24 protein-coding genes and 1 other annotated feature are annotated in these 26,003 nt (G+C 29.7%); of the genes, 17 read left to right on the top strand and 7 right to left on the bottom strand.

Annotated elements, in window-relative coordinates; translation table 11 throughout:
• Window positions 1–258 precede the first annotated feature (258 nt).
• From nuoE to OIO11_RS05295, 6 genes are all read left to right on the top strand, one after another.
• On the top strand, window positions 259–753 hold the full coding sequence (nuoE, locus tag OIO11_RS05320; protein WP_268070380.1) for an NADH-quinone oxidoreductase subunit NuoE: 495 nt from the start codon (window positions 259–261) through the stop codon (window positions 751–753).
• Window positions 754–768: 15 nt separating this feature from the next.
• On the top strand, window positions 769–1,176 hold the full coding sequence (locus OIO11_RS05315) for a (2Fe-2S) ferredoxin domain-containing protein (RefSeq protein WP_268070378.1): 408 nt from the start codon (window positions 769–771) through the stop codon (window positions 1,174–1,176).
• Between the two features lie 14 nt (window positions 1,177–1,190).
• Window positions 1,191–2,984, top strand: a complete 1,794-nt coding sequence (locus OIO11_RS05310) for an NADH-quinone oxidoreductase subunit NuoF (protein ID WP_268070377.1) — start codon at window positions 1,191–1,193, stop codon at window positions 2,982–2,984.
• 22 nt (window positions 2,985–3,006) lie between these two features.
• Window positions 3,007–4,743 carry an NADH-dependent [FeFe] hydrogenase, group A6 gene (locus OIO11_RS05305; protein WP_268070376.1) on the top strand — a complete coding sequence of 579 codons (1,737 nt, stop codon included), beginning with the start codon at window positions 3,007–3,009 and terminating at the stop codon, window positions 4,741–4,743.
• Window positions 4,744–4,966: 223 nt separating this feature from the next.
• Window positions 4,967–6,067, top strand: a complete 1,101-nt coding sequence (locus tag OIO11_RS05300) for an HD-GYP domain-containing protein (protein WP_268070375.1) — start codon at window positions 4,967–4,969, stop codon at window positions 6,065–6,067.
• Between the two features lie 330 nt (window positions 6,068–6,397).
• The gene (locus OIO11_RS05295; protein ID WP_268070374.1) at window positions 6,398–7,312 is read left to right on the top strand and encodes a DUF6414 family protein; all 915 of its coding nucleotides are present in this window, start codon (window positions 6,398–6,400) and stop codon (window positions 7,310–7,312) included.
• A 43-nt stretch (window positions 7,313–7,355) separates the two neighbouring features.
• On the opposite strand, the gene OIO11_RS05290 is transcribed toward OIO11_RS05295, so the two are convergent.
• Window positions 7,356–8,921 carry an FAD-binding oxidoreductase gene (locus OIO11_RS05290; RefSeq protein WP_268070373.1) on the bottom strand — a complete coding sequence of 522 codons (1,566 nt, stop codon included), beginning with the start codon at window positions 8,919–8,921 and terminating at the stop codon, window positions 7,356–7,358.
• Window positions 8,922–9,246: 325 nt separating this feature from the next.
• Between OIO11_RS05290 and OIO11_RS05285 the strand changes: the two genes are divergently transcribed.
• Together OIO11_RS05285 and OIO11_RS05280 are read left to right on the top strand one after the other, a co-directional pair.
• Window positions 9,247–9,831 (top strand): DUF502 domain-containing protein, encoded by a 585-nt coding sequence (locus tag OIO11_RS05285; protein ID WP_268070372.1) that lies wholly within the window; start codon window positions 9,247–9,249, stop codon window positions 9,829–9,831.
• Between the two features lie 119 nt (window positions 9,832–9,950).
• Entirely contained in the window at window positions 9,951–10,610 is a 660-nt protein-coding gene (locus tag OIO11_RS05280) for a hypothetical protein (protein ID WP_268070371.1), read from the top strand.
• A gap of 30 nt (window positions 10,611–10,640) precedes the next feature.
• Here the strand turns inward: OIO11_RS05280 and OIO11_RS05275 are convergent, their stop codons facing one another.
• The gene (locus OIO11_RS05275) at window positions 10,641–11,396 is read right to left on the bottom strand and encodes a glycerophosphodiester phosphodiesterase (protein ID WP_326497923.1); all 756 of its coding nucleotides are present in this window, start codon (window positions 11,394–11,396) and stop codon (window positions 10,641–10,643) included.
• 215 nt (window positions 11,397–11,611) lie between these two features.
• Here OIO11_RS05275 and OIO11_RS05270 point away from each other — a divergent pair, with 215 nt between their 5' ends.
• From OIO11_RS05270 to OIO11_RS05235, 8 genes are all read left to right on the top strand, one after another.
• Window positions 11,612–12,508: a DMT family transporter gene (locus OIO11_RS05270; RefSeq protein ID WP_268070370.1), complete on the top strand. Its 897-nt coding sequence runs from the start codon at window positions 11,612–11,614 to the stop codon at window positions 12,506–12,508.
• 124 nt (window positions 12,509–12,632) lie between these two features.
• Window positions 12,633–12,824, top strand: a complete 192-nt coding sequence (locus OIO11_RS05265; RefSeq protein WP_268070369.1) for a helix-turn-helix domain-containing protein — start codon at window positions 12,633–12,635, stop codon at window positions 12,822–12,824.
• 259 nt (window positions 12,825–13,083) lie between these two features.
• Window positions 13,084–13,662, top strand: a complete 579-nt coding sequence (locus OIO11_RS05260) for a hypothetical protein (protein WP_268070368.1) — start codon at window positions 13,084–13,086, stop codon at window positions 13,660–13,662.
• Window positions 13,663–13,898: 236 nt separating this feature from the next.
• The gene (locus OIO11_RS05255; RefSeq protein ID WP_268070367.1) at window positions 13,899–14,438 is read left to right on the top strand and encodes a helix-turn-helix domain-containing protein; all 540 of its coding nucleotides are present in this window, start codon (window positions 13,899–13,901) and stop codon (window positions 14,436–14,438) included.
• A 26-nt stretch (window positions 14,439–14,464) separates the two neighbouring features.
• Window positions 14,465–15,514, top strand: a complete 1,050-nt coding sequence (gene potA / locus OIO11_RS05250) for a spermidine/putrescine ABC transporter ATP-binding protein (RefSeq protein ID WP_268070366.1) — start codon at window positions 14,465–14,467, stop codon at window positions 15,512–15,514.
• Window positions 15,511–16,329 (top strand): ABC transporter permease, encoded by an 819-nt coding sequence (locus OIO11_RS05245; RefSeq protein WP_268070365.1) that lies wholly within the window; start codon window positions 15,511–15,513, stop codon window positions 16,327–16,329. The genes potA and OIO11_RS05245 overlap by 4 nt, the downstream gene beginning before the upstream one ends.
• Window positions 16,323–17,114 (top strand): ABC transporter permease, encoded by a 792-nt coding sequence (locus tag OIO11_RS05240; protein WP_268070364.1) that lies wholly within the window; start codon window positions 16,323–16,325, stop codon window positions 17,112–17,114. The genes OIO11_RS05245 and OIO11_RS05240 overlap by 7 nt, the downstream gene beginning before the upstream one ends.
• Window positions 17,101–18,150 (top strand): ABC transporter substrate-binding protein, encoded by a 1,050-nt coding sequence (locus OIO11_RS05235; RefSeq protein ID WP_268070363.1) that lies wholly within the window; start codon window positions 17,101–17,103, stop codon window positions 18,148–18,150. The genes OIO11_RS05240 and OIO11_RS05235 overlap by 14 nt, the downstream gene beginning before the upstream one ends.
• Before the next feature lie 53 nt (window positions 18,151–18,203).
• On the opposite strand, the gene OIO11_RS05230 is transcribed toward OIO11_RS05235, so the two are convergent.
• The 3 genes from OIO11_RS05230 to OIO11_RS05220 all read right to left on the bottom strand — a co-directional run bounded on the left by OIO11_RS05230 (window position 18,204) and on the right by OIO11_RS05220 (window position 21,479).
• A complete protein-coding gene (locus OIO11_RS05230; protein WP_268070362.1) occupies window positions 18,204–19,898 on the bottom strand; it encodes a phospho-sugar mutase in 1,695 nt (564 codons plus the stop codon).
• Window positions 19,899–20,082: 184 nt separating this feature from the next.
• The gene (locus OIO11_RS05225; RefSeq protein WP_268070361.1) at window positions 20,083–20,352 is read right to left on the bottom strand and encodes a late competence development ComFB family protein; all 270 of its coding nucleotides are present in this window, start codon (window positions 20,350–20,352) and stop codon (window positions 20,083–20,085) included.
• A gap of 194 nt (window positions 20,353–20,546) precedes the next feature.
• On the bottom strand, window positions 20,547–21,479 hold the full coding sequence (locus OIO11_RS05220) for a dipeptidase (RefSeq protein WP_268070360.1): 933 nt from the start codon (window positions 21,477–21,479) through the stop codon (window positions 20,547–20,549).
• Between the two features lie 357 nt (window positions 21,480–21,836).
• Window positions 21,837–22,089, top strand: a binding site (T-box leader).
• Between the two features lie 77 nt (window positions 22,090–22,166).
• Between OIO11_RS05220 and asnS the strand changes: the two genes are divergently transcribed.
• Entirely contained in the window at window positions 22,167–23,558 is a 1,392-nt protein-coding gene (gene asnS, locus OIO11_RS05215) for an asparagine--tRNA ligase (RefSeq protein ID WP_268070359.1), read from the top strand.
• A gap of 460 nt (window positions 23,559–24,018) precedes the next feature.
• On the opposite strand, the gene OIO11_RS05210 is transcribed toward asnS, so the two are convergent.
• Together OIO11_RS05210 and OIO11_RS05205 are read right to left on the bottom strand one after the other, a co-directional pair.
• Complete coding sequence (locus tag OIO11_RS05210; protein ID WP_268070358.1) at window positions 24,019–24,210, bottom strand: H-type small acid-soluble spore protein; 192 nt, start codon at window positions 24,208–24,210, stop codon at window positions 24,019–24,021.
• A gap of 124 nt (window positions 24,211–24,334) precedes the next feature.
• Complete coding sequence (locus OIO11_RS05205; RefSeq protein ID WP_268070357.1) at window positions 24,335–25,906, bottom strand: LCP family protein; 1,572 nt, start codon at window positions 25,904–25,906, stop codon at window positions 24,335–24,337.
• Window positions 25,907–26,003 lie beyond the last annotated feature (97 nt).

Raw genomic sequence — 26,003 nt, 5'->3', positions numbered from 1 at the left:
TAAAAAATTTTTTATTGTTAGTTATTTATTAAACTAACTTTGAAAATTTATCCCAATAAGTATGTTAAGGGGCATTTATTTTGTAAAAACTAGCTAAGAGGTTAAAAATACTGGATTATTATGTTAAAATTATCTCAATATACCATTTTTTATAAAAATGTATTATAATTATCTAGTAACTAAAAAATGAAAATTTTCGAAATATTCTGTTTAAAAATTAGTTTGTATTAAAACATATTAGAGTAGGAGGTCTTTAATTTGAAAGAAAATCAATGCTGTTGTGGGTGCAGCCAAAATGATGAAGGATTACAAAAAGTTCAACAGATAATTGAGAAACATATAGATGTTAAAGGTGGATTAATACCTGTATTACATGAGATACAAGAATTATATGGATATCTTCCAGAGAAAGCTCTGCAGTTAGTTTCTAAGGGGTTAAACATATCAATGTCTGAGATTTATGGTGTGGCAACTTTTTATTCATTGTTTACTTTAGAACAAAAAGGAGAGCATATCATAAGAGTTTGTATGGGTACAGCTTGTTATGTTAAGGGATCTCAAAATATTATTGATAAATTAAATTCAGAATTAGGAATTGAAGTTGGAAAGACAACTAAAGATGGTAAATTCACCTTGGAAGCTGCTAGATGTCTTGGAAGTTGTGGACTTGCTCCAGTAATGATGATTGATGATAGAGTTTATGGGAAGGTAACACCAGATGATGTAATAAAAATATTAGAGGAGTATAAATAGAAAGGGGTTGAGATAATGAAAAATCTTACAGTAGAAGATATTGAAAAAATAAGAATTAAATCTTTGGAAAAGGTAAATCAAGGAAAGAATAGAAAAAATACAAGAATTGTTGTTGGAATGGGAACATGCGGGATAGCAGCAGGGGCAGCTCCCATTTATGATGCCATTGAAGAAGAAATTAAAAATTTAGGACTAGAAAATGTTATTTTGGAAAAGACTGGGTGTGTAGGAGCGTGCAGATTGGAACCTATTGTGGAAGTTATAAAATCAGGAGAAGAAAAGGTTACTTATGTTAAAATGACGCCTAACAAATCAAGAAGGATTATGAGAGAGCATATAGTTGACGGAAAGAAGATAGAAGAATTTACAATACATCTTATAGAAAATAGAATCTTGAATGATTTTACAATTATTGATGATTGATTGGAGGGAAAGGTATGGAGTTCTATAATTCACAGGTTCTTATATGCGGAGGAGAAGGATGTAACTTATTAGATTCAAAAAAAATTATTAATTTATTCAAATTGGAATTAAAGCAGTACGGATTAGATAAAGAAGTAGAAATTATAAAAACCACCTGTCTTGGATTTTGCAATCTAGGACCTGTTATGATTGTTTATCCGGAAGGAACTATATATGCAAATATAAAACCATCAGATATTCATGAGATCGTGGAGGAACATTTCTTAAATGGTAGGATTGTAAAGAGACTTTGTTATACATTAAAACCAGGAGATGGAAGAATATCAAATTTAAATGATATAAATATGTTTAAAAAACAGGAAAGAATTGTTTTGAGAAATTGTGGAATTGTTAATCCAGAAGATATTGATGAATATATTGCTATGGATGGTTATAAAGCTCTAGGACAAGTTTTAACTGAGATGTCTTCTCAACAGGTTATTGATGTTATTACAGAATCAGGATTAAGAGGAAGAGGTGGTGGAGGATTTCCAACAGGAAAGAAATGGAATTTTGCAGCAGTACAAAAAAGTGACCAGAAATATATAATTTGTAATGCTGATGAAGGAGATCCAGGTGCATTTATGGATCGTTCCGTTTTAGAAGGAGATCCTCATTCTATTCTTGAAGCTATGACTATTGGAGGATATGCCATAGGAGCAAATAAAGGTTATATATATGTAAGAGCAGAGTATCCTTTAGCAGTTGAAAGGTTAAAAATAGCTATTGATCAAGCAAAGGAATATGGATTGCTAGGAAATAACATCTTAGGCACTGGCTTTAAATTTGATATAGAAATTAGACTTGGAGCAGGAGCTTTTGTTTGTGGAGAAGAAACTGCATTAATTCAATCTATTGAAGGTAAGAGAGGAATGCCTGTAACTAAACCTCCTTTTCCAGCAGTAAGTGGACTATGGGGTAAACCAACAGTAATAAACAACGTTGAAACCTTTGCAAATATATGTCCAATCATATTAAAGGGAGCAAAATGGTTTAGATCAATTGGAACGGAAAAGAGTCCTGGAACTAAGGTTTTTGCATTAGGTGGAAAAATTAGAAATACAGGTCTTGTTGAAATACCAATGGGGACAACACTAAGAGAAGTTATTTTTAACATAGGTGGTGGAATTCCAAACAATAAGCAGTTCAAAGCTGTTCAAACAGGAGGACCATCAGGAGGATGTATTCCTGCCAGATATATTAACATTCCAATTGAATACGATACTCTAATTGAGCTAGGTTCAATGATGGGATCAGGCGGCATGATTGTAATGGATGAGGATAATTGTATGGTTGATGTAGCAAGATTTTTCCTTGATTTTACCAAGGATGAATCCTGTGGAAAATGTACCTCTTGCAGAATAGGAACTAAGAGATTACTTGAAATTCTTGAAAAGATAACAAGAGGAGAAGGTTCTTTGGAGGATGTTGAAAAACTAGAAAAACTAGCAGTACAAGTTAAAAATACTGCTTTATGTGGACTTGGACAGACAGCACCAAATCCAATATTGTCTACCTTAAGATATTTTAAAGATGAATATATTTCTCACGTTGTAGATAATAAATGTCCTGCTAAAGCTTGTAAGCCGCTTGTTAAGTATCATATTAAATCAGAAGTTTGTAAAAGATGTGGTATGTGTGCTAAAAATTGCAGTGTAGGTGCTATATCAAGTAAGGTTGGAGAACCATATAAGATAGATCAAAGTAAATGTATAAAATGTGGTTCATGTATGCAAGTATGCTTGTTTAATGCAATTGTTAAAGAATAATTCTGTTTGAGAGGTGAGAAGTGTGGAAAAAATTAACTTAACTATAGATGGAATACAGGTAGAAGTTGAAAAAGGTAAGAGTGTCTTAGAGGCAGCAAGAAGTATAGGTATTGAAATACCTACTCTATGTTTTTTAAAAGAAATAAATGAAGTTTCAAGCTGTAGAGTTTGTTTAGTAGAAATTGGTCCTAAACTTTTACCATCATGTACAGTTGCAGCAGAAGAAGGCATGATTGTAAAGACAAATACCCCAAAAGTTAGAAGTGCCAGAAAGTCAGTTGTTCAACTGCTTTTGTCAAATCATAAAAGAGAATGTACCACTTGTTCACGAAATGGAAATTGTGAGCTTAGAAAGCTTGCAGAAGATTTAAATATAAGTGAAGTGGAATACGAAGGTGATAGGGTAGAATGTCCTATGGATATATCATCAGTTTCTCTTATAAGAGATCCAGAAAAATGTATTTTATGTGAAAGATGCATAAGTATATGTAAGAATGTGCAGTCTGTAAGTGCTATTAACTTTTCAGGAAGAGGATTTGATATGAAGGTAGCTCCAGCATATGATAAGCCTTTAGGGGAAAGTATATGTGTGAATTGCGGTCAATGTGTTGTTGGGTGTCCAACAGGAGCTTTAGCAGAACGGGAAAATACAGATGAAGTATGGGATGCAATAGCTAACCCTGATAAATATGTAGTAGTTCAAGCAGCTCCAGCTATAAGAGTTGCATTAGGTGAGGAATTTGGACTGCCTATTGGAACAAGAGTAACAGGAAAGATGACAGCAGCGTTAAAAAGGATTGGATTTGATAAAGTGTTTGATACAAACTTTGCAGCTGATCTTACAATAATGGAAGAGGGAACAGAGTTGTTAAAAAGATTAGAAAAAGGAGAAAATCTTCCGCTGATGACCTCTTGCTGTCCAGGGTGGGTTAAATTTGTTGAGCACAATTTTCATGATATGATACCTAACCTGTCAACTTGTAAATCACCACATGAGATGGAAGGTGCCATCATAAAAAGTTATCTGGCTGAAAAAGATGGTATTGATCCATCAAATATAGTTGTTGTGTCAATTATGCCTTGTATTGGAAAGAAATTTGAAGAGACAAGAGAGGAACTATCTTATAATAGAATAAAGGATGTAGATTATGTGCTTACAACAAGAGAGCTTGCAAAAATGATAAAGCAATCATCTATTGATTTTATGAATCTTAAGGATGAAGAATTTGATAATCCCTTTGGAACAGGTACAGGAGCGGGTGCTATTTTTGGAGCAACTGGTGGAGTTGCAGAAGCAGCACTAAGGACTATATTTGAAATTACATCAGGGAAAGAACTTCAAAACATTGAATTTACTACTGTTAGAGGTATTGATGGAATAAAAGAAGTAGCAATAACTATTCCTAATGGGAAGACTATAAATACAGCAGTTATAAGTGGTCTTTCAAATGCTAGAACGGTATTGGAACAACTTAGGAAAGATAATAAAAAATATGACTTTATAGAAGTTATGGCTTGCCCAGGGGGATGTGTAACTGGCGGTGGACAGCCAATAGTAAGTTCTAAGAATAGAGAAAAAATTAATGTGCGTGAAGTTAGAGCTAGAGCTATTTATGAAGAAGACAGAAACCTCCCAATGAGAAAGTCACATGAAAATCCTTATGTGGATAAACTCTATAAGGAGTTTTTAGGAGAACCTAATAGTAATAAAGCACATGAATTACTTCATACTACTTATGTAAAAAGAAAAAATTTTTAACAATCGGTAACTAGTGTATGTTTTTATGAAAAATATACCATATGAAATTACCTTCTGACTATGAATACTTAATGATATAATAAAGTAAAACTTTTACGTAAACTGATAAGGATAATGTGAAATTTTATCCATCCAGTTAATATAATGGAATATAAAATAAAACAGAAAAAATCCGAAAATAAAAATAGTTATATATTTCATAATATTTCAACAGGGGGAAAATATGAGAGCTATAAGTATTGATAATGTAAAAGAAGGTGCAGTTCTGGGGAAATCAATTTATTCTAATGCTGCTCGTTTACTTTTAAGTAAAGGTATTCAATTGGACAAGAAACTGATAGATATATTGAAAAAACATGACATTATATATATATATATCGATGACTGTATATCAGAGGGAATAGAGATGCATGATGTAATTGATGATACTGTTAGACTTAAAGCTATGAGTACAATGAAAAAGATATTTGAAATGTCCATGTATCAAAATAGAGGCAAAGAAAAAGTGGAATGGATTCCTTTTAAAGTGCAAAAAGGAGTAGAGGAAATTATAGAAAATATCTTAGTGAGTATAAATGAAAATGGTAATGTTTTATACAGCATGACTGAACTTATGGGTACAGATATGTATACTTATAAGCACTGTGTGAATGTAGCTATTCTATCAATCCTTACTGCTAAATCTTTAGGTGTCAGAGAAAGTGAAATCAAAAATATAGCTATTGGAGGATTGCTTCATGATATAGGTAAGATACAAATCGCTCCGGATATACTAAATAAAGGTGAGAAATTGACAGAAGAAGAATTAAACATTGTAAAAAAACATCCTGAGCATGGATATGAAATGGTTAAAGAAGATGTATCTTTATCTTATATTACCAAGAATATAATTTATTCTCATCATGAACTTTTAGACGGTAGTGGATATCCAAAGGGATTAAAAGAAGATGAAATATCACCTTATTCAAGAATTATAACAATATGTGATATGTTTGACTGTCTAACTGCTAATAAAGTTAATGCAGATAAAATTCCTATATATAAGGCTTTGGAAACGTTATCGGCAAAATGTTATGATAAAATAGATAGAAATATTTATGATAAATTTAGTGAGAATATAGCTATATATCCAGTAGGAACAGGAGTTTTGCTGGAGGATGGAAGAAAAGGAATAGTGATGGATATTCACAGATCATGTCCATCGAGACCTATAATAAAAATACTTAAGGATGAAAAATGTAATGAGTTTTACGAAATAGATTTAATGAAAAATCTTATTGTATTTATAAAAGATACTATAGATTTGGAAAAGATTAATATTTAAACCAATATCCATGTAAAGCGTGAAGTTAGTTAAAGCTTCACGCTTATTTAGTATTAACATCCTTTTACATATCAGTTTTGACAGTAAACAAAATTAATTCTAAGCTTTTTTATTTTTTCTATATATAGAGGTAGGGTTTAATGAAAGCTGAGAATAGAATTTTGTAGCTTGCATATTATATATTGTGATGGACAAGCAGGTGGTGTTCTAATTTTAGTAATAAAATTATAGAATAAAATAGAAGTTATTTTATCCGATAGCTAATCAGGCTGTTGGATAATTTGAATTAAACTACTATAATTATAAGTTTAAATTACAAGGAGGGTAAAAATGGCGGCTAATGGAGCAATTATACCGTTGTATTTGAATAACGATATGATAAATAATCTTCATACTATAATAATTCGGCAATTTACAGAAGTTAAAGCTACAACTACAAAGAACCAGCAGGCAGTAAAGATTACTACTCCTTTAAGTAATGTTACTTGTGGACAATATGTTCAAGGAAATTTTACAATTGAACTGCTTAATGAGTTTGCAAAACAGAGAGCGGAAATTTCAAAGAAGATAGTAGTTTTATTGGAACTGAGAGATTTATTGGTTCAGAATAATTTGCTAAAGAGTATAAACAACCAAACACAGATAAATAACAATATAAAAGAAAATGATTTTATAGAATTTACATGTAACCTAAAAAAGAATCCTGTGATTCAACATGTAGAAGATATCATAAATACTATGGAAATGGAGATAGCTTTTAATCCTCATATAGGAGATGAGAAAGAAAAAATTGAATATGAGGCTAAAAAAGAGGTTTTAAAATCTTTAAAGGAAAAGCTGGAAGAACATAAAAATTCAAATTGTTTTAGATTTGTTGCAGAAAATATTTGTGGTTCAAACACAAATATTTCAGTTCCGATACAATTACAGTTTATGGAAGATCACGTTGATTATATGAGTAATTCAAGGGTTTCTGTTTTGGGTAAAGTAGTAAATGTTGATAAAAACAATAGAAATACAAATAGAAATGCAAATAGAAATGCAAATAGAAATACAAATAGAAATACAAATAGAAATACTCAAATGTTAAGTGGAAGTTGTTTTGATTATTTAGATGAAGAAGGTCTCATGAACTTTGAAAGTAGATTTATAAAAAATAAATCTTTAGTTAGAAACTACAACAGAAAAATGACGGATGAAAACCCTTCTCTTATAGAAATAATTCCAATAGCAATGTATATTTAAAAAAACTAAGAGCACTAGCCCTTAGTTTTTTAAATAATATCTATTATTCAAAAAGATTTCCTTTATTTAATCTATTTTCAGGATCAAATAAATTCTTTAAATTCTTCATTTCGTGTATGCCATTCTCACCCATCATTTTGTTTAGCATAACTATTTTTAACTTACCAATACCGTGTTCAGCAGAAACTGTTCCACCCATTTTTACAACCTTTTCTGCCCAAGCAGTGTATAATTCTTTTCCTTTATTATATTCATCCATACTGTTTGGAAGTATGTTAACATGAACGTGATTGTTACCTATATGACCAAATATAACAAACTCAAGATTATGTTCTTTTAATGATTTATTATATAAATCCATAACTTCTTCAAGCTTTGAGTCAGGAACTGCCATATCTGTTCCAAGCTTTGTAATATTAGAATCTGTTTTTCGGCGCTGGTCAATAAGAAGATTTACTGCTTCTGGAACTGCATGTCTAAAGACATGAAGCTGTTCTTTTTCCGAGGGATTAGTAGCTACCCAGGTATCCTTTTCATCTCCACCACATTCTTCAATTATTTCTCCAGCTTTCATTATCATATCATCAACGGATTCTTCACTGTCACCATGGTATTCAACATATACTGCTGTATGAAAATGTGAAGGCAAATCTAAAAGCTTATTAAAAGCAGGATTTGTTTTCTTTTCTTCTCTCAACAGATTTAATGCTGTACAGTTAAAAAACTCAACAGCAGCTGGTGAGGAATTTTTTCTAATTTCCTGAACAAACTTTAAAGCTGTTTCTTCAGATGAGAAGAAGGCAGTTAAAGCATATATAAAAGCAGGTTTAATTAAAAGTTTTAATTCTAATTCTGTTATAACTCCAAGAGTTCCCTCTGAGCCAATAAAGAGATCTATTAAATCCATATTTTCCATTGAAAAATATCCAGAAGCATTTTTTACTTTAGGCATATTATATTTTGGTAGAGTACCTTCTAGTATTTCACCAGAACTTGTTTTTATTGAAAAGGAGTTACCAGAAGCTTTTTCCTTTTTTCTTTTTAGTGAAATGGTATCTCCATTTGCTAAAACTACGCGCAAAGCTTCTATGTGGTTTCGTGCAGCACCGTATTTAAAGGAGCAAGCTCCAGAAGCATTGCAGGCAGCTATACCCCCTATGGAAGCACTAGATTCTGTTGGGTCTGGTGAAAAAAAGTAAGAGCCTGATTTTTTTAATAATTCTAAAGCAGAGAGAGATTCTTCTGTCCAATTTTTAGTGTCAAAATCTTTTTTTTCTAAGGCATTTCTCAGTTCGGACAATAAAACTCCTGGCTGAACTTTTATAAAAAATTCTTCAGTTTCATCATCATAACGAAGACCGATTATTTTATTCATTTTATTTAAACTCAATACGTGTCCACCTTGTGGAACTGCACTAGCAGCGATACCAGTACGAGCACCTTGAGTGGTAACTAAAGTTTTATTGTGGCTTAGAACTGATAGAATATCTACAATTTCTTTTTCAGTTTTAGGGAAAGAAATTGATTCAGCATTGCCAACTTTTCGAGATTCATCTCTAAGATAGTCTTGATGTTCTTTTTCAAGTTTTCTTATAAGACTATTTTCCATTTTGTTTATCCCCCTTTTTAAAGTAGTAATTTCTAGAATTTTAAAATAACAACTAATATTTTTGCAAGAAAACAACGAAGATGAAGCAATGTTCAATGTTTTCTTTAAAATTTTAAATGTAAAAAGATGATACTGCCCCAACTTAATATAAAAAATAATATGAAAGATTTTTTATATTGAAACTAAGTATATCGTAAATTTCATGTTTTTAAAAGAGGTATTAGTTTCAAATCAGTAATTTTATTGACAAGCCTTTGTAAAAGAGTATCATATATTTATAAAATAGAAAGGACATTAATTAGTATATTAAAAGGGGAAAAAGAAAATGAAAAGATTATTGAATTTATTTTTAGCTGGAGTAACAGCTATTTTGCCTATCGGGTTGACAATATTTATATTATATTATGTATTTATGATTGTAGACTCCTTTTCAGCTGGTATTGTTGAATTATTTTATGGAAAAACAATAGTTGGAGTTGGATTTTTAACAACTATAATATTTATTTTTGCAGTAGGGTTTATTACTAAACATTATTTGGGACAGAAATTATTAGAACTTATCGAAAAAACAATTTCAAAAATACCTGTAGCCCAAAGTATTTATTCTGCTATTAAAGAAGTTAGTAAGATGATATCAAGCAATGATGGGAAAAAATTCAGTAAGGTTGTATATATAGATTTCCCAAGCAAGGGTATGAAAAGCATAGGATTTGTTACAAACAATGAACTAAAAATATCAAATAAAGAGAAAATAGCTGTTTTTATACCTACAACTCCTAACCCTACAAATGGTTTTTTAGTATATGTGAGTAGAGAAAGTGTAGAGTTTTTAGATATAACAGTAGATGAAGCAATAAAAGCTATAGTTTCTATGGGAACAATTGCACCAGACAGTTTTAAGAATAGTTAAGAAAATCCATACTTAAATGTTATAATATAGGTGTGGAATTCCAAAAATTAAAATTCTACACAGTGAAAATTTACAGCACAGAGTTGAATGTTATCAATTTAAATGTAAAGGAGAATTTTATGGATAATTTAGAAAGATATAAAGCATATAGAGAGTTTGAAAGAATACTTATAGGTACAAAAATAATGAATTATATAAATTCAAGTATAGATAAACAGGTTATCCTAAATTCTGCAAGAATACTAGGAATGCTTGATACTAATGGAAATATAGCACCAAAAGCTGACAGCGAAATGATGTTTTTACTTGATTTTGTAATTCATGAATATAAGGTTAATGGAAAAACTATGGTTCAATTATACAGGGAAAATGTAGGTTCTGAAAATGAAATAGAAGAGGATATACTTAAAGCATTAGATAATTCTTATTTATCTTTATTTAGAGTAGTTAACCTTTCACCTTCAAAGAATTTAGTTTTCTTGAAAGATGTATTCAATAGAGTAAAGAATGTTAGATTAACAGATATAAGCTTTAGTCAAACAGGGGATACAGATACACTGTTATTTACAAGAATACTTCCTTATGAAGATTTAAATATAACATCAGGAATGGCTGCAACCTTTCCAAGTATTGTAGAGGACAGAGTATTAATTGAGTATAAAAGAGTTTGTAAAGAAATGAATTTGGCAGAAGAAATTGATAGTGAATCAGTAAGAATGCTTATATCCTTTTTCCATTTTAATAGAGAAATAGGTACTCCCGTTAAGTATGACTGGTAATTTAAAAAAGAGGTTTAGGAGTTTATAAAGCTATACTCCTAAACTTTTTCTATTTTTATTCTTTTCTGTTAAAATCTTATTTAACTTATCTGGATAATTTGTTATTATGCCATCTACACCATGATCTACAAAAAATTTCATGTAGCTTTCTTCATCAACTGTATATGGATTTAACATTAGGCCAGTCTTCTTTATATTTTTTATTATTTCATCATTATTTACTGCATAAAAATAAGGATGAAGAGCTTCAGCACCTAAACGTTTTGCATATTTTTCTGGTTCGTATAATCCAGCAATATATAAAAGACCTATTTTTATTTCTGGAGAGATTTCTTTACATTTTTCAAGAGCATAATGATTAAAGCTTGATATTATAACTTTATTTTGCATATTGTATTTATAGATTTTTTGTATTACTTTTTCTTCAAGTTCTTCGTACAGAATTATATTGTTTTTTAACTCGATATTTAATTGTATATTTTTGTCCATCAGAAGATCCATTAGCTCATCAAGAGATGGTACTTTAATATTTTTAAAGTCTCCTCTAAACCATGAGCCAGCATCTAACTTTCTAATTTCTTTATAAGTATAGTTTTTAATAAAACCTCTACCAGTGGTTGTTCTATTAACAAGCTCATCATGCATTAATATTAAAACCCCATCTTTAGTCATTTGTACATCTGTTTCAATTCCAGTAGCCCCAAGTTCTAATGCCTTTTCAAAAGCTAACATGGTGTTTTCGGGATAATAGGCACTGGCACCTCTATGAGCATAGTTTACAGTCATGATAATCAACTCCTTACATTATGATATTATATGATTTTTATAAAAATTATAGTAATAATATTAGATATATGTTTTAATACAAAAAAGTAGTAATGATAATTGCTCAAACAGAAACTTAGAAAAATTATAGAAAAATAAGAAATTATTAACACAAATACCGAATAATGAACTATAATATTATTTGGTATTCTTAATATTATATTAGAGGTAAAAATATGAAAAAAATACATGGAGTTATTTATGCAATGTTATCTTCTGCTGCTTTTGGGGTGACGCCAATTTGGACTAAGGATGCTTGTAGTAGAGGAATGAATTCTATAACGGTGTTGTTTTTTAGGCTTTTGATAACAGCGAGTATGTTGTTATCATATTTTTTAATAAAAAAAGTAGATTTTAAAATCAGTAAAAAGCAATTTTTCAATTTGCTTTTTTTAGGGATAGTAGGATATGGAAGTACAACCATTACCCTTTTTTTATCATATACATATATATCTGTTGGAGTAGCTACAACTTTACATTTTGTATATCCAGCAGTGGTTACCATTTTAATGATTTTAATTTATAGGGAAAAAATACATTTGGGTAAAATTTTGTCTATTCTACTTTCGGTGGCAGGAGTATATTGTTTAATATACACTAAAAATATGTATATTAACACAACAGGAGTAATTTTTGCAGTGATTTCTGGAGTTTTTTATTCAATATATATTATTGGAGTTGATAAAGGGGAAATTAAAGAAATGGACGTTTTGGTAAGTACCTTTTATGTAACTCTAATAGCATCAGTCTATGTGTTTATCTTTGGAAAATTTACTGTAGGGATTAAAATAGCAGTTACATATCATACAATTATAGATATTTTATGCATAGCTGTTATTTCAACATTATTTGCTCTTGTAGCTTTTGTAAAAGGAATTAAAATCATAGGTTCTTCTAATGCTTCAATATTAAGTACTTTTGAGCCTATTGTCAGTGTATTGTTAGGAATAGTAATTTTAAATGAAAAAATAACATTTTCAATAGTAATAGGCACTACGTTAATAATTTTTTCTGTGTTACTTCTGACTTTAACAGAAAAATATTATGGTAAAACGCAAATGAACACCTTTTAACTATCCAATTTCAAGTTTCAACTGCTTTTAATAAGATGTTGATTTTCTGAGTTCAAATTTAGTATAGTTTCACCCATAGGTACTAATAATATTAATGAAATAAAACAAATTAAGAGGTGATAATATGAAAAAAACTAATTTGAAAACAGCAAGGTTAGAAAACGGGGCAAGAGAAGCAGACATGGCTGAGCTTTTAAATATATCAGTAAATGAATATATAGATAAGGAAAATGGAGTTATATCATTAAGTAATGGAGAAAAACAAATACTTTCAGAATACTATGGCCAAAATGTTTTTGAAAATACATTTATGTAATATGAAAAATTAACTGTCAGTTTATTATCTAACTTATAAAGATAGTAAAAATAAGCATATAAATTTCAGAAAAGATTTTTAATTGAAATTTATATGCTATTTTTTTTATTTTAAAATTCTTTAACTGCTAAATTCTCATCTTCTTTTGACAAAAGATACCCCCAGATGAAGATTTGAAAATATCCATCTATTAATGGGTATTTATTTTTGTTTTTTGGTAAAAATATTAGATAGCGACAATGGCACTAGGAGTGAATATATGAAAAATAAATGGTTAATTAGAAGAATTATAAGTATGGTATTATGTACTTTTATATTGGGAACAACAGGTTGTGGAAATAAAACTGACAAAGAGCCAATAAGTGATGAGAATGCAATTTCAACAGCTAAAACTCTACAAACTGAAAAGTGGGGTGCTAAGGCTGCTAAAGAGGATAAAAATTTAAGCGTTGAGAAAATGCTTACATATGCTATAGAAAACGAATATTTACGAAAGGCTAAGTATGAAGAAATAATTAAAAAATTTGGAGATAAGAGATCCTTTACAGATATATTAAAGGCAAAGAATGTTAATATTTCTCTTCTGAAAACTACATTTTCAAAATATAAAATACCTATTCCAAAAGATAGGTCAAGAGAATTTTTTAGAACATCGTCTAACATTGAAGAAAGTTTTGAAATATCAATAGGAGAAGAGATTGAGAATATGGCAATGTATAATAGATTCATTATGAAAAAAGGAGTACCACAAGAATTAATTATGATATTTGTAAGATTAAGAGATGCATCAAGAGCTAATCTTCAAGCTTTAGAGATTGGATTGAAGAGAGTGAGATAATAGATAAAGACAGCAATGAAGCTGCCTTTTTTTAGTTATTTATTTTTAAAATTAAATATAGCATATCATGTACTTGTTGAATATAATTTTAAAGAAAGAAAAATTATACAAAAAATAAACATATTTTTCAAAAATCATTGATTTTTAAAAAATATGCTAGTATAATAATTGAGTAAAAAGTTTAGTAATTATAAACTTTGGGTTTAGTATAATGGTATAACAAGAAAGGAGAAGTTATGATTATTGGCGAAAAGATTAAGCAATTAAGGGTGGAAAAGGGATTAACACAGATGGAATTAGCAAGCAGATGTGAATTATCTAAAGGATTTATATCACAAGTAGAAAGAGAGCTTACATCGCCTTCAATAGCGACCTTAATAGATATATTAGAATGTCTAGGTACAAATCTTAAAAATTTTTTCAATGACGTTGAAGACGAAAAAATAGTTTTTACAAAGGAAGAAATGTTTGAAACGGAAGATGAAGAACTTAAATATAAGCTGGAATGGGTAGTGCCAAATGCTCAAAAGAACATGATGGAACCTATTGTATTAACATTGGAATCGGGTGGAAGGTACAAAGAAGATGCGCCGCATGAAGGGCAAGAGTTTGGATTTATTCTATCAGGAAGCATTTATATTGTGTTAGGTAACAAAAGATATAAAGCCAAAAAAGGAGAAAGCTTTTATTATAAAGCCAGAACTAGTCATTACATTGAGAATGCTGGAAAAAATATTGCTAAAGTATTATGGGTAAGTACACCACCTTATTTCTAAAATTAAGTTTTGCGAGGTGAAGGTAAATGGAAGGAAATATTATTAATTTAAAAAATATATGTAAAGAGTATAATAGGTCAAGTGTTTTGAAAAATATAAATCTTTCCATAAGGAAGAATGAATTTTTAACTTTACTAGGTCCCAGTGGATGTGGAAAAACCACTACATTAAGAATTCTGGGAGGTTTTGAAGAACCTACTGAAGGTGATGTTATATTCGAGGATGCAGTTATTAATGAAATTCCAGCATACAAAAGACAAATAAATACTGTTTTTCAGAAGTATGCTTTATTTCCTCATATGAATATATTTGAAAATATAGCTTTTGGATTAAAGATAAAGAAAGTACATAAGAATGAAATAAAATCAAGAGTAGAGAGAATGTTAAAGCTGGTTGATTTAGAAGGTTATGAAAAAAGAACTATTGATTCATTAAGTGGAGGACAACAACAGAGAATAGCTATTGCAAGAGCACTTGTTAATGAACCTAAGGTCTTATTATTAGATGAACCATTAGGTGCATTGGATTTAAAATTAAGAAAAGAAATGCAAATAGAGTTAAAAAGCATGCAGCAGAAACTAGGAATTACATTTATATATGTTACTCATGATCAGGAAGAAGCTTTAACAATGTCAGATACAATAGTGGTTATGGATAAAGGAAAAATTCAACAAATGGGAACCCCACAGGACATATATAATGAACCTAAAAATGCTTTTGTGGCTAAGTTCATAGGAGAGAGTAACATAGTTGATGGTTTAATGAAAGATGATTTTGTTGTGGAATTTTCAAATAAGGAATTTAAGTGTGTAGATAAAGGGTTCCAAAGAAATGAAAAAATAGATGTTGTTGTTAGACCAGAAGATATAAAAATTGTAAGTGCTGAAAAGGGAATGTTACAAGGGGTAGTAGAGTCTCAAATTTTTAAGGGTGTTCATTATGAAATAATTGTAAGAGAAAAAGAAAGACAGTGGATACTTCACAATACCTTAAGTGCTAAGGTTGGAAGCCTGATTGGGATGGACATACATCAACAAGATATTCATATAATGAAAAAGGCATCAGAGGAATTATGAAGAAGTATGCAGCATACCCATATATAGTCTGGAGCATTATATTCATTGTATTTCCACTGATACTTATTGGTATATTTAGTTTAACTAAAGATACTAATGGATTAATGGTTACTCTGGAAAATTTTAAGAGACTTATGGACCCCATATATATTAAGGTATTCCTTCGTTCTATTAACCTTGCTCTAATATCAACGGTAGTATGTTTAATTGTAGGGTATCCTATGGCTATGATTTTAGCTAATATGGAACTTAAGAAAAGAAATATTATGGTATTGTTATTCGTTATACCTATGTGGATGAATTTTTTGCTTAGAACTTACGCATGGATGTCTATATTGGGTAGAAATGGATTTATAAATACAGCCTTAAAATCAATAGGTTTACCGACTCTAAATCTATTATATAATGATGGAGCTGTTATTTTAGGAATGGTTTATAATTTTTTACCATTTATGGTGCTTCCAATTTATACAGTATTAAGCAAAATGGATAAAAGCTTTATTGAAGCGGCAGGAGACTTAGGTGCTGATAGAACTACTACTTTTATAAAGGTTATTTTCCCCTTAAGCATGCCTGGTGTTATGTCTGGAATAACAATGGTTTTTATGCCTGCTGTAAGTACCTTTGTAATATCAAGACTTTTAGGAGGCGGACAATACATGCTCATAGGAAACTTGGTAGAACAGCAGTTTACTGTTGTGAATGATTGGCATTTTGGTTCTGCAGTATCAATATTGTTGATGATTTTAATACTGATTTCTATGGCAGCAATGTCAAAATATGATAAAGAAGAAAGTGGTGGTCATCTATGGTAGAAAAAATACTAAAAAGAATATATGTTTTTCTAATATATGTGTTTTTGTATGCTCCTATTGTAGTTTTGATCATATTTTCATTTAATAATTCAAAATCAAGATCTCAATGGGATGGATTCACATTAAAATGGTATGTAGAATTATTAAGAGATAAACAAATACTTACAGCATTAAATTATACTCTTGCTGTGGCGGTTCTATCCTCAATAATTGCTACTATAATAGGGACTATATCTGCCATTGGTATTTACAAAATGAAAGGATTTAGCAAGAAATTAATTTTGAACATAAATTATTTACCAGTACTGAATCCTGATATAGTGACAGGTATCGCTTTAATGAGTTTATTTATTTTTGTTAATATTCCTTTAGGATTTATAACAATGCTACTTGCACATGTAACCTTTAATATACCTTATGTTATTTTATCGGTGCTACCTAAATTGAGGCAGATGCCGAAAAATATAACTGAAGCAGCTATGGATTTAGGAGCAACACCTGGATATACACTTAGAAAGGTTATCTTACCTGTAATAAAACCTGGAATTATTTCAGGGCTGCTTATATCATTTACTTTATCAATAGATGATTTTGTAATAAGCTTTTTTACCACAGGTACAGGGGTAAGTAATTTATCCATAACAATTTATTCTATGGCTAGAAGGGGAATAAATCCTAAGATTAATGCATTATCTACGTTAATGTTTTCCGTAGTATTAATTTTACTTTTAATTATAAATATAAAAGATATAAAGGGGAGTGAGTTAAAAAATGAAGCAATTTAAAAAAGTAGTATCCTTAATTATGATTGCATCAGTACTAACTATTTTTGGTGCAGGCTGTGGAAAAAAGGAAGAGGCTAAGGTACTTAATGTTTACAACTGGGGCGATTATATAGATGAATCTGTACTAAAAGATTTTGAAAAGGAATCTGGAATTAAAGTTAACTATGAAACTTATGATACTAATGAGAACATGTATACAAAACTAAAAACTGGGGGAGCAAATTATGACATATGTATCCCTTCAGATTATATGATTACAAAAATGATAAATGAAGATATGCTTGAAAAAATAGATTTTAAAAATGTTCCAAACTATAAATATATAGATGATAAATTTAAAAATCTTGCTTTTGATCCTAAAAATGAATATTCTGTACCATATATGTGGGGTACATTTGGAATAATATATAACAGCAAAATGGTTAAAGAACCTGTAGATAGTTGGAATATCCTTTGGAATGAAAAATATAAAGGTGAAATTTTAATGTTCAACAGTTTAAGGGATACTATATCAATTTCTTTAAAACGTTTAGGATATTCTATGAATAGTACCAATCCTGATGAAATTGAAAAAGCTAAACAGGAATTGATAAAACAAAAACCGCTTGTACGTGCTTATGTTGTTGATGAAGTTAAAGATATGATGGTTCAAGAAGAAGCAGCTCTTGCAGTTGTTTGGGCTGGAGATGCAATAAATATGATAAGTCAAAATCCAGATTTAAAATATGTAATTCCTAAAGAAGGAAGCAACATGTGGTTTGATAACATAGTAATACCAAAAGGGAGCAAAAATAAAAAAGAAGCTGAATTATTCATAGATTTCTTAACAAAAGCTGATATTGCAAAGAAAAATGCTGATTACATCGGATATTCAACACCAAATACAGAAACATTTAAAATGTTGGATGAAGAAGTTAAAAATGATAAAACAGCATATCCTGATGATGAGATATTAAAGAAATGTGAAGTATTTGTTGATTTAGGAGATAATATAAAGCTGTATGATAAAGCTTGGACAGAAATAAAAGCAAAATAATTTATAAAAATAAACTAGTCATAATTTGTGGCTAGTTTATTTTTATATTTGTATTATTCTATAGAATTAAGTTTGTTTATAACTATTTCTTCTAATATTTCTAGATTCTTATTAGATTCCTCTAAAGTATTACCTTTTGTATAGATATATACTTTTATTTTAGGTTCAGTACCAGATGGACGAATTGCATACCAGCTTCCGTCTTCTAAATAGAATTTTAAAACATCAGAAGGAGGAATATCTTCATAACCTTCCAAGTAATCTATATATTTAGACATTTTTAGATTTCCTATTTCTTGTGGAAAATCTTTTCTGTAGCTTTTCATCATTCTGTCTATTCTAGCTTTCCCTTCAGCTCCTTCAAGTACTAGTGAAATCTGCTTTTCTTTGTAGTAGCCGTATTTTTCAAAAATTTCATTTAGTACATTTAAAAGAGTCTTACCCTTAGTTTTATAGTAAGCAGCAGCTTCACATAAAAGCATAGCTGAACTTACAGCATCTTTATCTCTAACAAAGGTTCCTGTGTTATAACCAATACTTTCTTCATATCCAAAAATAAATTTATACTCACCAGTTCTTTCAAATTCAGGAACTCTTCCATATATGTTTTTAAAACCAGTAAGAGCTTCAAAGGTTGTAACACCATATTCTTTGGCAATAGCTCTTCCCATATCCCCAGTTACTATTGACTTTACTATAGCTGCATTTCTAGGTAGAGTGCCAATCTCGTGCATACTCTCAACTATATATTTTATAAGAATGGCACCAGTCTGATTTCCATTAAAAGGTATGTACTCTCCATTACAATCTCTTACCTCAATTGCTAATCTGTCACAGTCAGGGTCTGTTGCAAGAAGAAGTTCCGCATTGACTTCTTTACCTAAATTTTCGGCATATTCAAAGGCTCTAGTATCTTCGGGGTTAGGGTATTCAGCAGTTGTGAAGTTAGGATCAGGATTTTCCTGTTCGGGTACAACAATTATATTGGTAAATCCTCTTTCGCTAAGGACTCTTCTTACAGGAATATTCCCAGTTCCGTTAAGAGGGGAGTATACAACTTTTATGTTTTTATCTATATCCTCTCTTATACTTAGACTTTTAACTTTATCTATGTATTCCTTATCCATATCTTTGCCAAGCATAACAAGAAGTTTTTTATCTAGAGCAGTATTTTCATCCATAGTTTTTACATCTTTGAAACTTTTTATTGAATTTATTTTTTCAGTCATAGGGTTAGCAATACTTGAAAGAACCTGAGCACCGTCTTCCCAATAAACTTTGTATCCATTATATTCCTTTGGGTTGTGACTTGCTGTAATTATAATTCCAGCAGCAGTTTTAAAGCTTCTAACTGTATAAGAAAGCTCTGGAGTTGGACGTAAATCTTCAAATAAATAAGCTTTAATTCCGTTGGCTGCAAGAACAAGAGCAGCAGTTTTAGCAAACTCAGTTGAGTAATGTCTGCAATCGTAAGCTATTGCAACACCTCTATCCATATACTCTTTGCCTTTTTCAACAATAAAGTCAGCAATACCTTGAGTAACTTTAGAAACATTGTAAACATTCATTCTGTTTGTACCAGCTCCAAGCTTACCACGAAGACCAGCTGTACCAAATTCTAAATTTTTATAAAATCTATCCTGTATCTCCTTTTCATCATCTTTAATAGTTCTTAATTCTTCTCTTGTTTTTTCATCAAAGAACTCATTATTTAACCATTCTTCGTATACTTTTTTGTAATCCTGCATTTTATTTCACTCCTTTTATAAAATTAAAAAATCCAATACTATTTACTTTAATACCTTAATAGGAACAATAGGTGAATTTATTTCACATATAACTATTATAACAAGTTATGCCAAAAAATGTAATTAAAAAAATAAAATTTTATAAAAAAAGCAGTAAATGAATTACTGCTAGATTAAGAATCTACTAATGCCTAGGATTTTTGCTAATTACCTCTATAGCCCTCATAATACTTTCAACTATGTTTATCATTTCTTGTTTATTTATTTCGTTTAAAACTCTAGTATATATCTCACCTTGTTCAGAAACAACATATTTTGGTTTTATAGAATTAAGTGCATATGCTTTTATATCTAGTGTACACTTTTTGCATTTGCATATGTTGTTATAGCTTTGGAGTGTTCTTGGTAAGAGTTGATCTACTAACTCTTCGGAGTAATTTTTTAAACTATACATATAGTACCTCCTGGTATTAATCTGAACAATATATTGCAATTATTAATATTCATTGCTTAATGATCAATTTATGAAAAAACTCCAACGAAGTTTTAATACAATGAATAGTATTTGTTGCAATGTATATATACAGTATATTATTAAAAAAAGAAAAGTATCATATATAAACAATATATTTATTTATATTAGGAATGTTAATCTATTTCTTTTAATAATCTTAATGCATTTTTATAGAAGATTTTTTCTATTTCATCTTCGGATAAACCATTTTTAGACAGAGAAGTAAATAGTTTATCTATTTCACCTATATTATCTATTTCCAGTTTAGAATTTATTCCGTCGAAATCACTTCCAAGACAGAGTACATCTATCCCTCCTGCATTTTTTATATGATTTATGTGTTTTACCATGTCATCTATTTTACTGTATTCATCCCCACCAAGAAATTCTCCGAAAAAGTTTAATCCAATAATGCCTCCTTTTTCTGATAGCAGCTTTATCATTTTATCTGTTAAATTTCGTGGATTATTTGTTAAAGCTCTAGCATTTGAATGAGATGCAACAAAAGGAGCTTTTGAGTATTTTGCGACATTATAAAAACCTCCGTCAGATAGATGAGATACATCAATAATCATTTTTAGCCTGTTCATTTCTTCTATTAACTCTAAGCCGAAAGGGGTAAGACCTTTCTCCATATGCTCTTTTATACAGTTTGGATATCCTATTTCATTTGGAAAATTCCAAGTAAGAGTTAAAAGCTTAACACCCAATCTGTGAAAAATTCTTAGATTATCCAAACTTCCTTTAAGAGCTGCTCCTTCTTCTATTGTTAAAAAGGCAGAAATTTTATTTTCTGATTTGTTTTTTATAAGTTCATTGTAGTTTCTTGCCAAAGATATATATTTTTTGTTTTTTTCTAGCTCTATATAAAATTTATCTAACATTTTCAAAGTATATTCTAGAGGATTTTGCACTTTGTCCAATTCGGTAAAAAGTGCGAAAAATTGAGCAGTGCAATTTCCTTTCTTTAACTTATTTATGTCAACACAATATTTATTTCGAAAAAGTTCACCATTATCTTGATATATTTTTGATATTGTATCGCAATGAAAATCAATTAAGTCCATAAAAAGCCTCCTATAATCCAGTATAGTTTCCGTCAATCATATTATATTCTTATTTTAAGAAAAATGCGAAGCATTTTTCTGATAGTCTCCAATCCCCAAGTACCAATCCCCAAGGTAAAGAAAAAAGCAATTAAAAACAATTAGATAAACTTAAAAAAGAGACTTAAAGATAAATCATATCTACTTTTAAATCTATTTTGATTTGTATTAATTTTAGTTTTGCATAGTAAAACGCCTTTCTCTGGGGAGTGGTGATTGGTAACTGGGGAATAGAATAAAATTGCTGTGCAATTTTATTCTTTGTTGACATATTTTTGGATTAATATTATAATCATAATAAATTGGAATAAAGATGTTTGAAAGATAGTGAAGAGGAGAGTAAATATAGAGTTGGATTTATAGCGAGCTGACGATAGTGAGAGGTTAGTATGAAGCCTATATTGAAGAACACCTTGGAATCTCTAACCGAAATCAATGTTGTTTGAGAGTAGGCTTAGACGGAACCAGACCGTTAAGAGCTGGAGAGTATTGTTTTTTAGTACTTTTAGAGTGGCCATATTAAATATGGCAAATTGGGTGGTACCACGAATATATAACCTTCGTCCTAATGTTTATTTAGGATAGAAGGTTTTTTTATTTATAATTTTGAACAAAATAAACAATAAAAGAAACAGGAGGACAAAACTTATGGAAAGTATATTAGTAAGAAAACTTTTTAGAGAATCTGATAAGTTTATTGGAAAAGAAGTTAAAATTTCAGGATGGATTAGAACTTTAAGGGCTTCAAATAAATTTGGGTTTATAGAAGTTAATGATGGTAGTTTCTTTAAAAATATTCAAGTTGTTTTTGATGAAAGCTTGGATAATTTTAAGGAAATATCTAAATTTGCTATTAGTTCTAGCATAACTGTAGAAGGTGAATTTATTTTTACTGAAGGTGCAAAACAACCTTTTGAGATTCATGCTAAAAAAATTGTATTAGAAGGAAAATCAGATGCTGACTATCCATTACAAAAGAAAAGACATACTTTTGAATACTTAAGAGAAATAGCTCACTTAAGACCAAGAAGTAATGCTTTTTCAGCAGTATTCAGAGTACGTTCTATAGCGGCATATGCTGTACATAAATTCTTCCAAGATCAAGATTTCGTTTATGCACACACTCCAATAATTACTGGAAGTGATGCTGAAGGTGCGGGAGAAATGTTTAGAGTAACTACTCTAGATATTAATGATGTTCCAAGAGATGAAGAAGGAAATGTAGATACAAAAAAAGATTTCTTTGGAAAAGAAACAAATCTTACAGTAAGTGGTCAATTAGAAGGTGAAATATTTGCTCTTGCATTTAGAAATATTTATACTTTTGGACCAACTTTCAGAGCTGAAAATTCAAATACAGCAAGACATGCATCAGAATTTTGGATGATAGAACCAGAAATGGCTTTTGCAGAATTAAAGGATTATTTAGATAACGCAGAAGCTATGGTTAAATATGTAATTAAATATGTAATGGAACATGCTCCAGAAGAAATGGCGTTCTTCAATAGCTTTATAGATAAAGATTTATTTGATAGATTAAATAATGTTGTTAATTCTGAATTTGGAAGAGTAACATATACAGAAGCTGTAGAAATTCTTCAAAAATCAGGACATAAATTTGATTATCCAGTAGAATGGGGAATAGATCTTCAAACTGAGCATGAAAGATACTTAACTGAAAAAATATTTGGAAAACCTGTATTTGTAACAGATTATCCAAAGGATATAAAAGCATTCTACATGAGAGCAAATGATGACGGAAAAACTGTTGCAGCAGCAGATTTACTTGTTCCAGGAGTAGGAGAACTTATTGGAGGAAGCCAAAGAGAAGAAAGATTGGATGTTCTTGAAAAAAGAATAGAAGAATTAGGACTTAATAAAGAAGATTACTGGTGGTACTTAGAACTTAGAAAATATGGAGAAACTAAGCACTCAGGATACGGTCTTGGATTTGAAAGATTGATCATGTACTTAACAGGAATGAGCAATATTAGAGACGTAATACCATTCCCAAGAACTCCAGGAACAGCAGAATTTTAGAAAAGTGCGAAGCACTTTTCTTTAGTAACCAGGTACCGGTAACCAGTAGCCAGTAGCCAGGCAATGTTGATTTTCTTCCTTATGTCAGAAAATCTTTGGATTTAAAAAAACTTTTCATGCTTTGCGTGGTTCGAAGAACGATAAAATTAACTAAAACTTTTGAAAAAACTTTACACCCTTTCCGGTAAAGAAAGTTCATTTAAAAATTATTTCAAAATAAAGACGTTTAGCCTTACATTAAGTAATATATCTCTTGAGCTATGGCTCTAAGCGCTTACCAGCTCTTTAGTTAGAGTAATAATAAAAGCTAGTGAAAATTTTAGATTAAAATTTTCACTAGCTTTTAAACTTTTAATTTACCAAAAGATTTTCTGACGAAAGGAAGAAAATCCTCCTCCACTGGTTACTAGTTACTGGCTACTGGTTACTAAGAAAAATGTTGTGTCGCAACATTTTTCCATTATAGCTTTTGTCCAAAGTCTTCATTTAAAGTTTTAGCATGAACTATAAAATCTTTATCCGTATTTAAGTTTTTTACTGTAACCTTATTAGTTTCATGGTTTACTGCTTTAAGATGAACAGGAGTATTTCTATAGTAAACACTTATATTGTCTTTTGAATGTATTATTTGCTCAGCTCTTTCAGAATTCATAACGAACCTCCCATAAATATTTAAAGATTTTGCACATTACATTAGTTATTTTTCCACTTAAAAATAAAAGTATGTGAACCAATATATTCAGGAAGAAAATATAATTATATAGAGTATATAAAATCTAGCTATCTTTATTAGTGGCATCTTCAGTATTGGATGGGGCGATAGAAGATGGTTTATTTTTATTATCAGCGTCTTTATTATTTTCATTATGTTCAGAAGAATTATCAGTATTAGTTTCTTTGGTTTTATCTTCAATTTTTAAAGAATTATCAGTAGTAGTTTCCGTGTTTTCAGTTTTAGTTTTTGAAGAGCTATCGATAGGAGTTTCTTTATTTTCAGTTTTATCTTTTGGATAGGTATCACTATCTTTACTATTTTTCAAAGTATTCTCAGAAGATTTTTCTTGATTCGAAGTATCCTTATTTATATTTTCATTGGATGTATTTTTAATGTCTGACTCTTTTGCATTACTATAAGAACTGTTATTATCAGTAGGTATATTATTATTAGATGTATTATTAATATCAGTATGTTTGTTTTTATTATAGGATGAAGTATTTGTTGTATTATTATTTTTATTATTAGAAGAAGAATTTGAATCTATAGTATTATGAACAGGCTCTGTGATTATATATGATTTAGCTGCTTTAGGTTTTTCAATTTTTGATAAATAGCTATCTATAGCTTTTTTACAAGAGGCATAATCTAAGTCTGATTTACTATAGGTTTTGTCATCGAAGATAAAATCATTTAGTATTTTTGCATTTTGATATTTGTCCATTAGTAAAACCCAGCCTTTGATTGATAAAAGTTGTGCATAGCTTAGTTCTGTTAAAGGAATCTGAAGCTGTTCAGGAGTAAAATTTTTAATTTGGTAAACTGTATAGGCGTAATTTAATATTTCAGAGATATCAATATTTGTTTTCACATAAGGAAGTAATTTAGAGGCTACTACAGGATATTTTATTACAGGAGTATCTGTGAGTTTATTTATAATTAGAGAAACAACATGTCTTTGTCTGTGGGTTCTATCATAGCAGCCATTTCCAACATGGCGTATTCTTGAGTAAGCAAGAACTTGTTGTCCGTTAAAATGCTGTAAGCCTGAATTTTTTATTAGATTAGATGGGTCTTCATTTAGTTCTAACATGATTTTATTGGATTCTTTAACTTCTTCTGGTTTTATATCGATATCCAATCCACCAATGGAATTAATTAAATCCTTAAATCCAAAAAAATTGACAATCACATACTTGTCTAACTTTATACTAAGATTATTTTCTATACTCTTTAGTAATAGTTCAGGTCCTCCATAATTGAAAGAATGATTTATTTTTTCTTCACCATATCCAGGGATTTTTACATATGTGTCTCTTAATATTGATGTGACTTTCAGTTTTTTATGAATAGAATCTATGGTTAGTATCATTATGGCATCAGATCTTGATTTTTCATTTAAGCTTCTTGCATCACTGCCTATTAAAAGGATATTTGTTATACCTTCTACTGTTCTTAAATCTGGCATTTCTTCATCAGTATCATTCAAATTTCCTGATTCCAAAATTGTAGATGTTTCAGAAGTTATATGACTATTTTTTTCGAAAGAATATATAAAATAAGATACTGTAGATACAATAGAAAGCAAAATAAATATAATAGTAAATTTCAGTGTTTTTTTATATTTTATCATAATTAAATTCCTCCATAGAATCTTATATAAGTTAGTTATACCTCTTATTTTATGAAAAAGGATTTCAAAATTATTACAATAAACTTATTGAATTTAT

It is taken from the genome of Clostridium sp. ZS2-4 (assembly GCF_026719745.1).
Classification (GTDB): Bacteria; Bacillota; Clostridia; order Clostridiales; family Clostridiaceae; genus Clostridium_H.
Note: the sequence above shows the minus strand (reverse complement) of the source record. Positions and strands in the feature narration are given on the sequence as shown.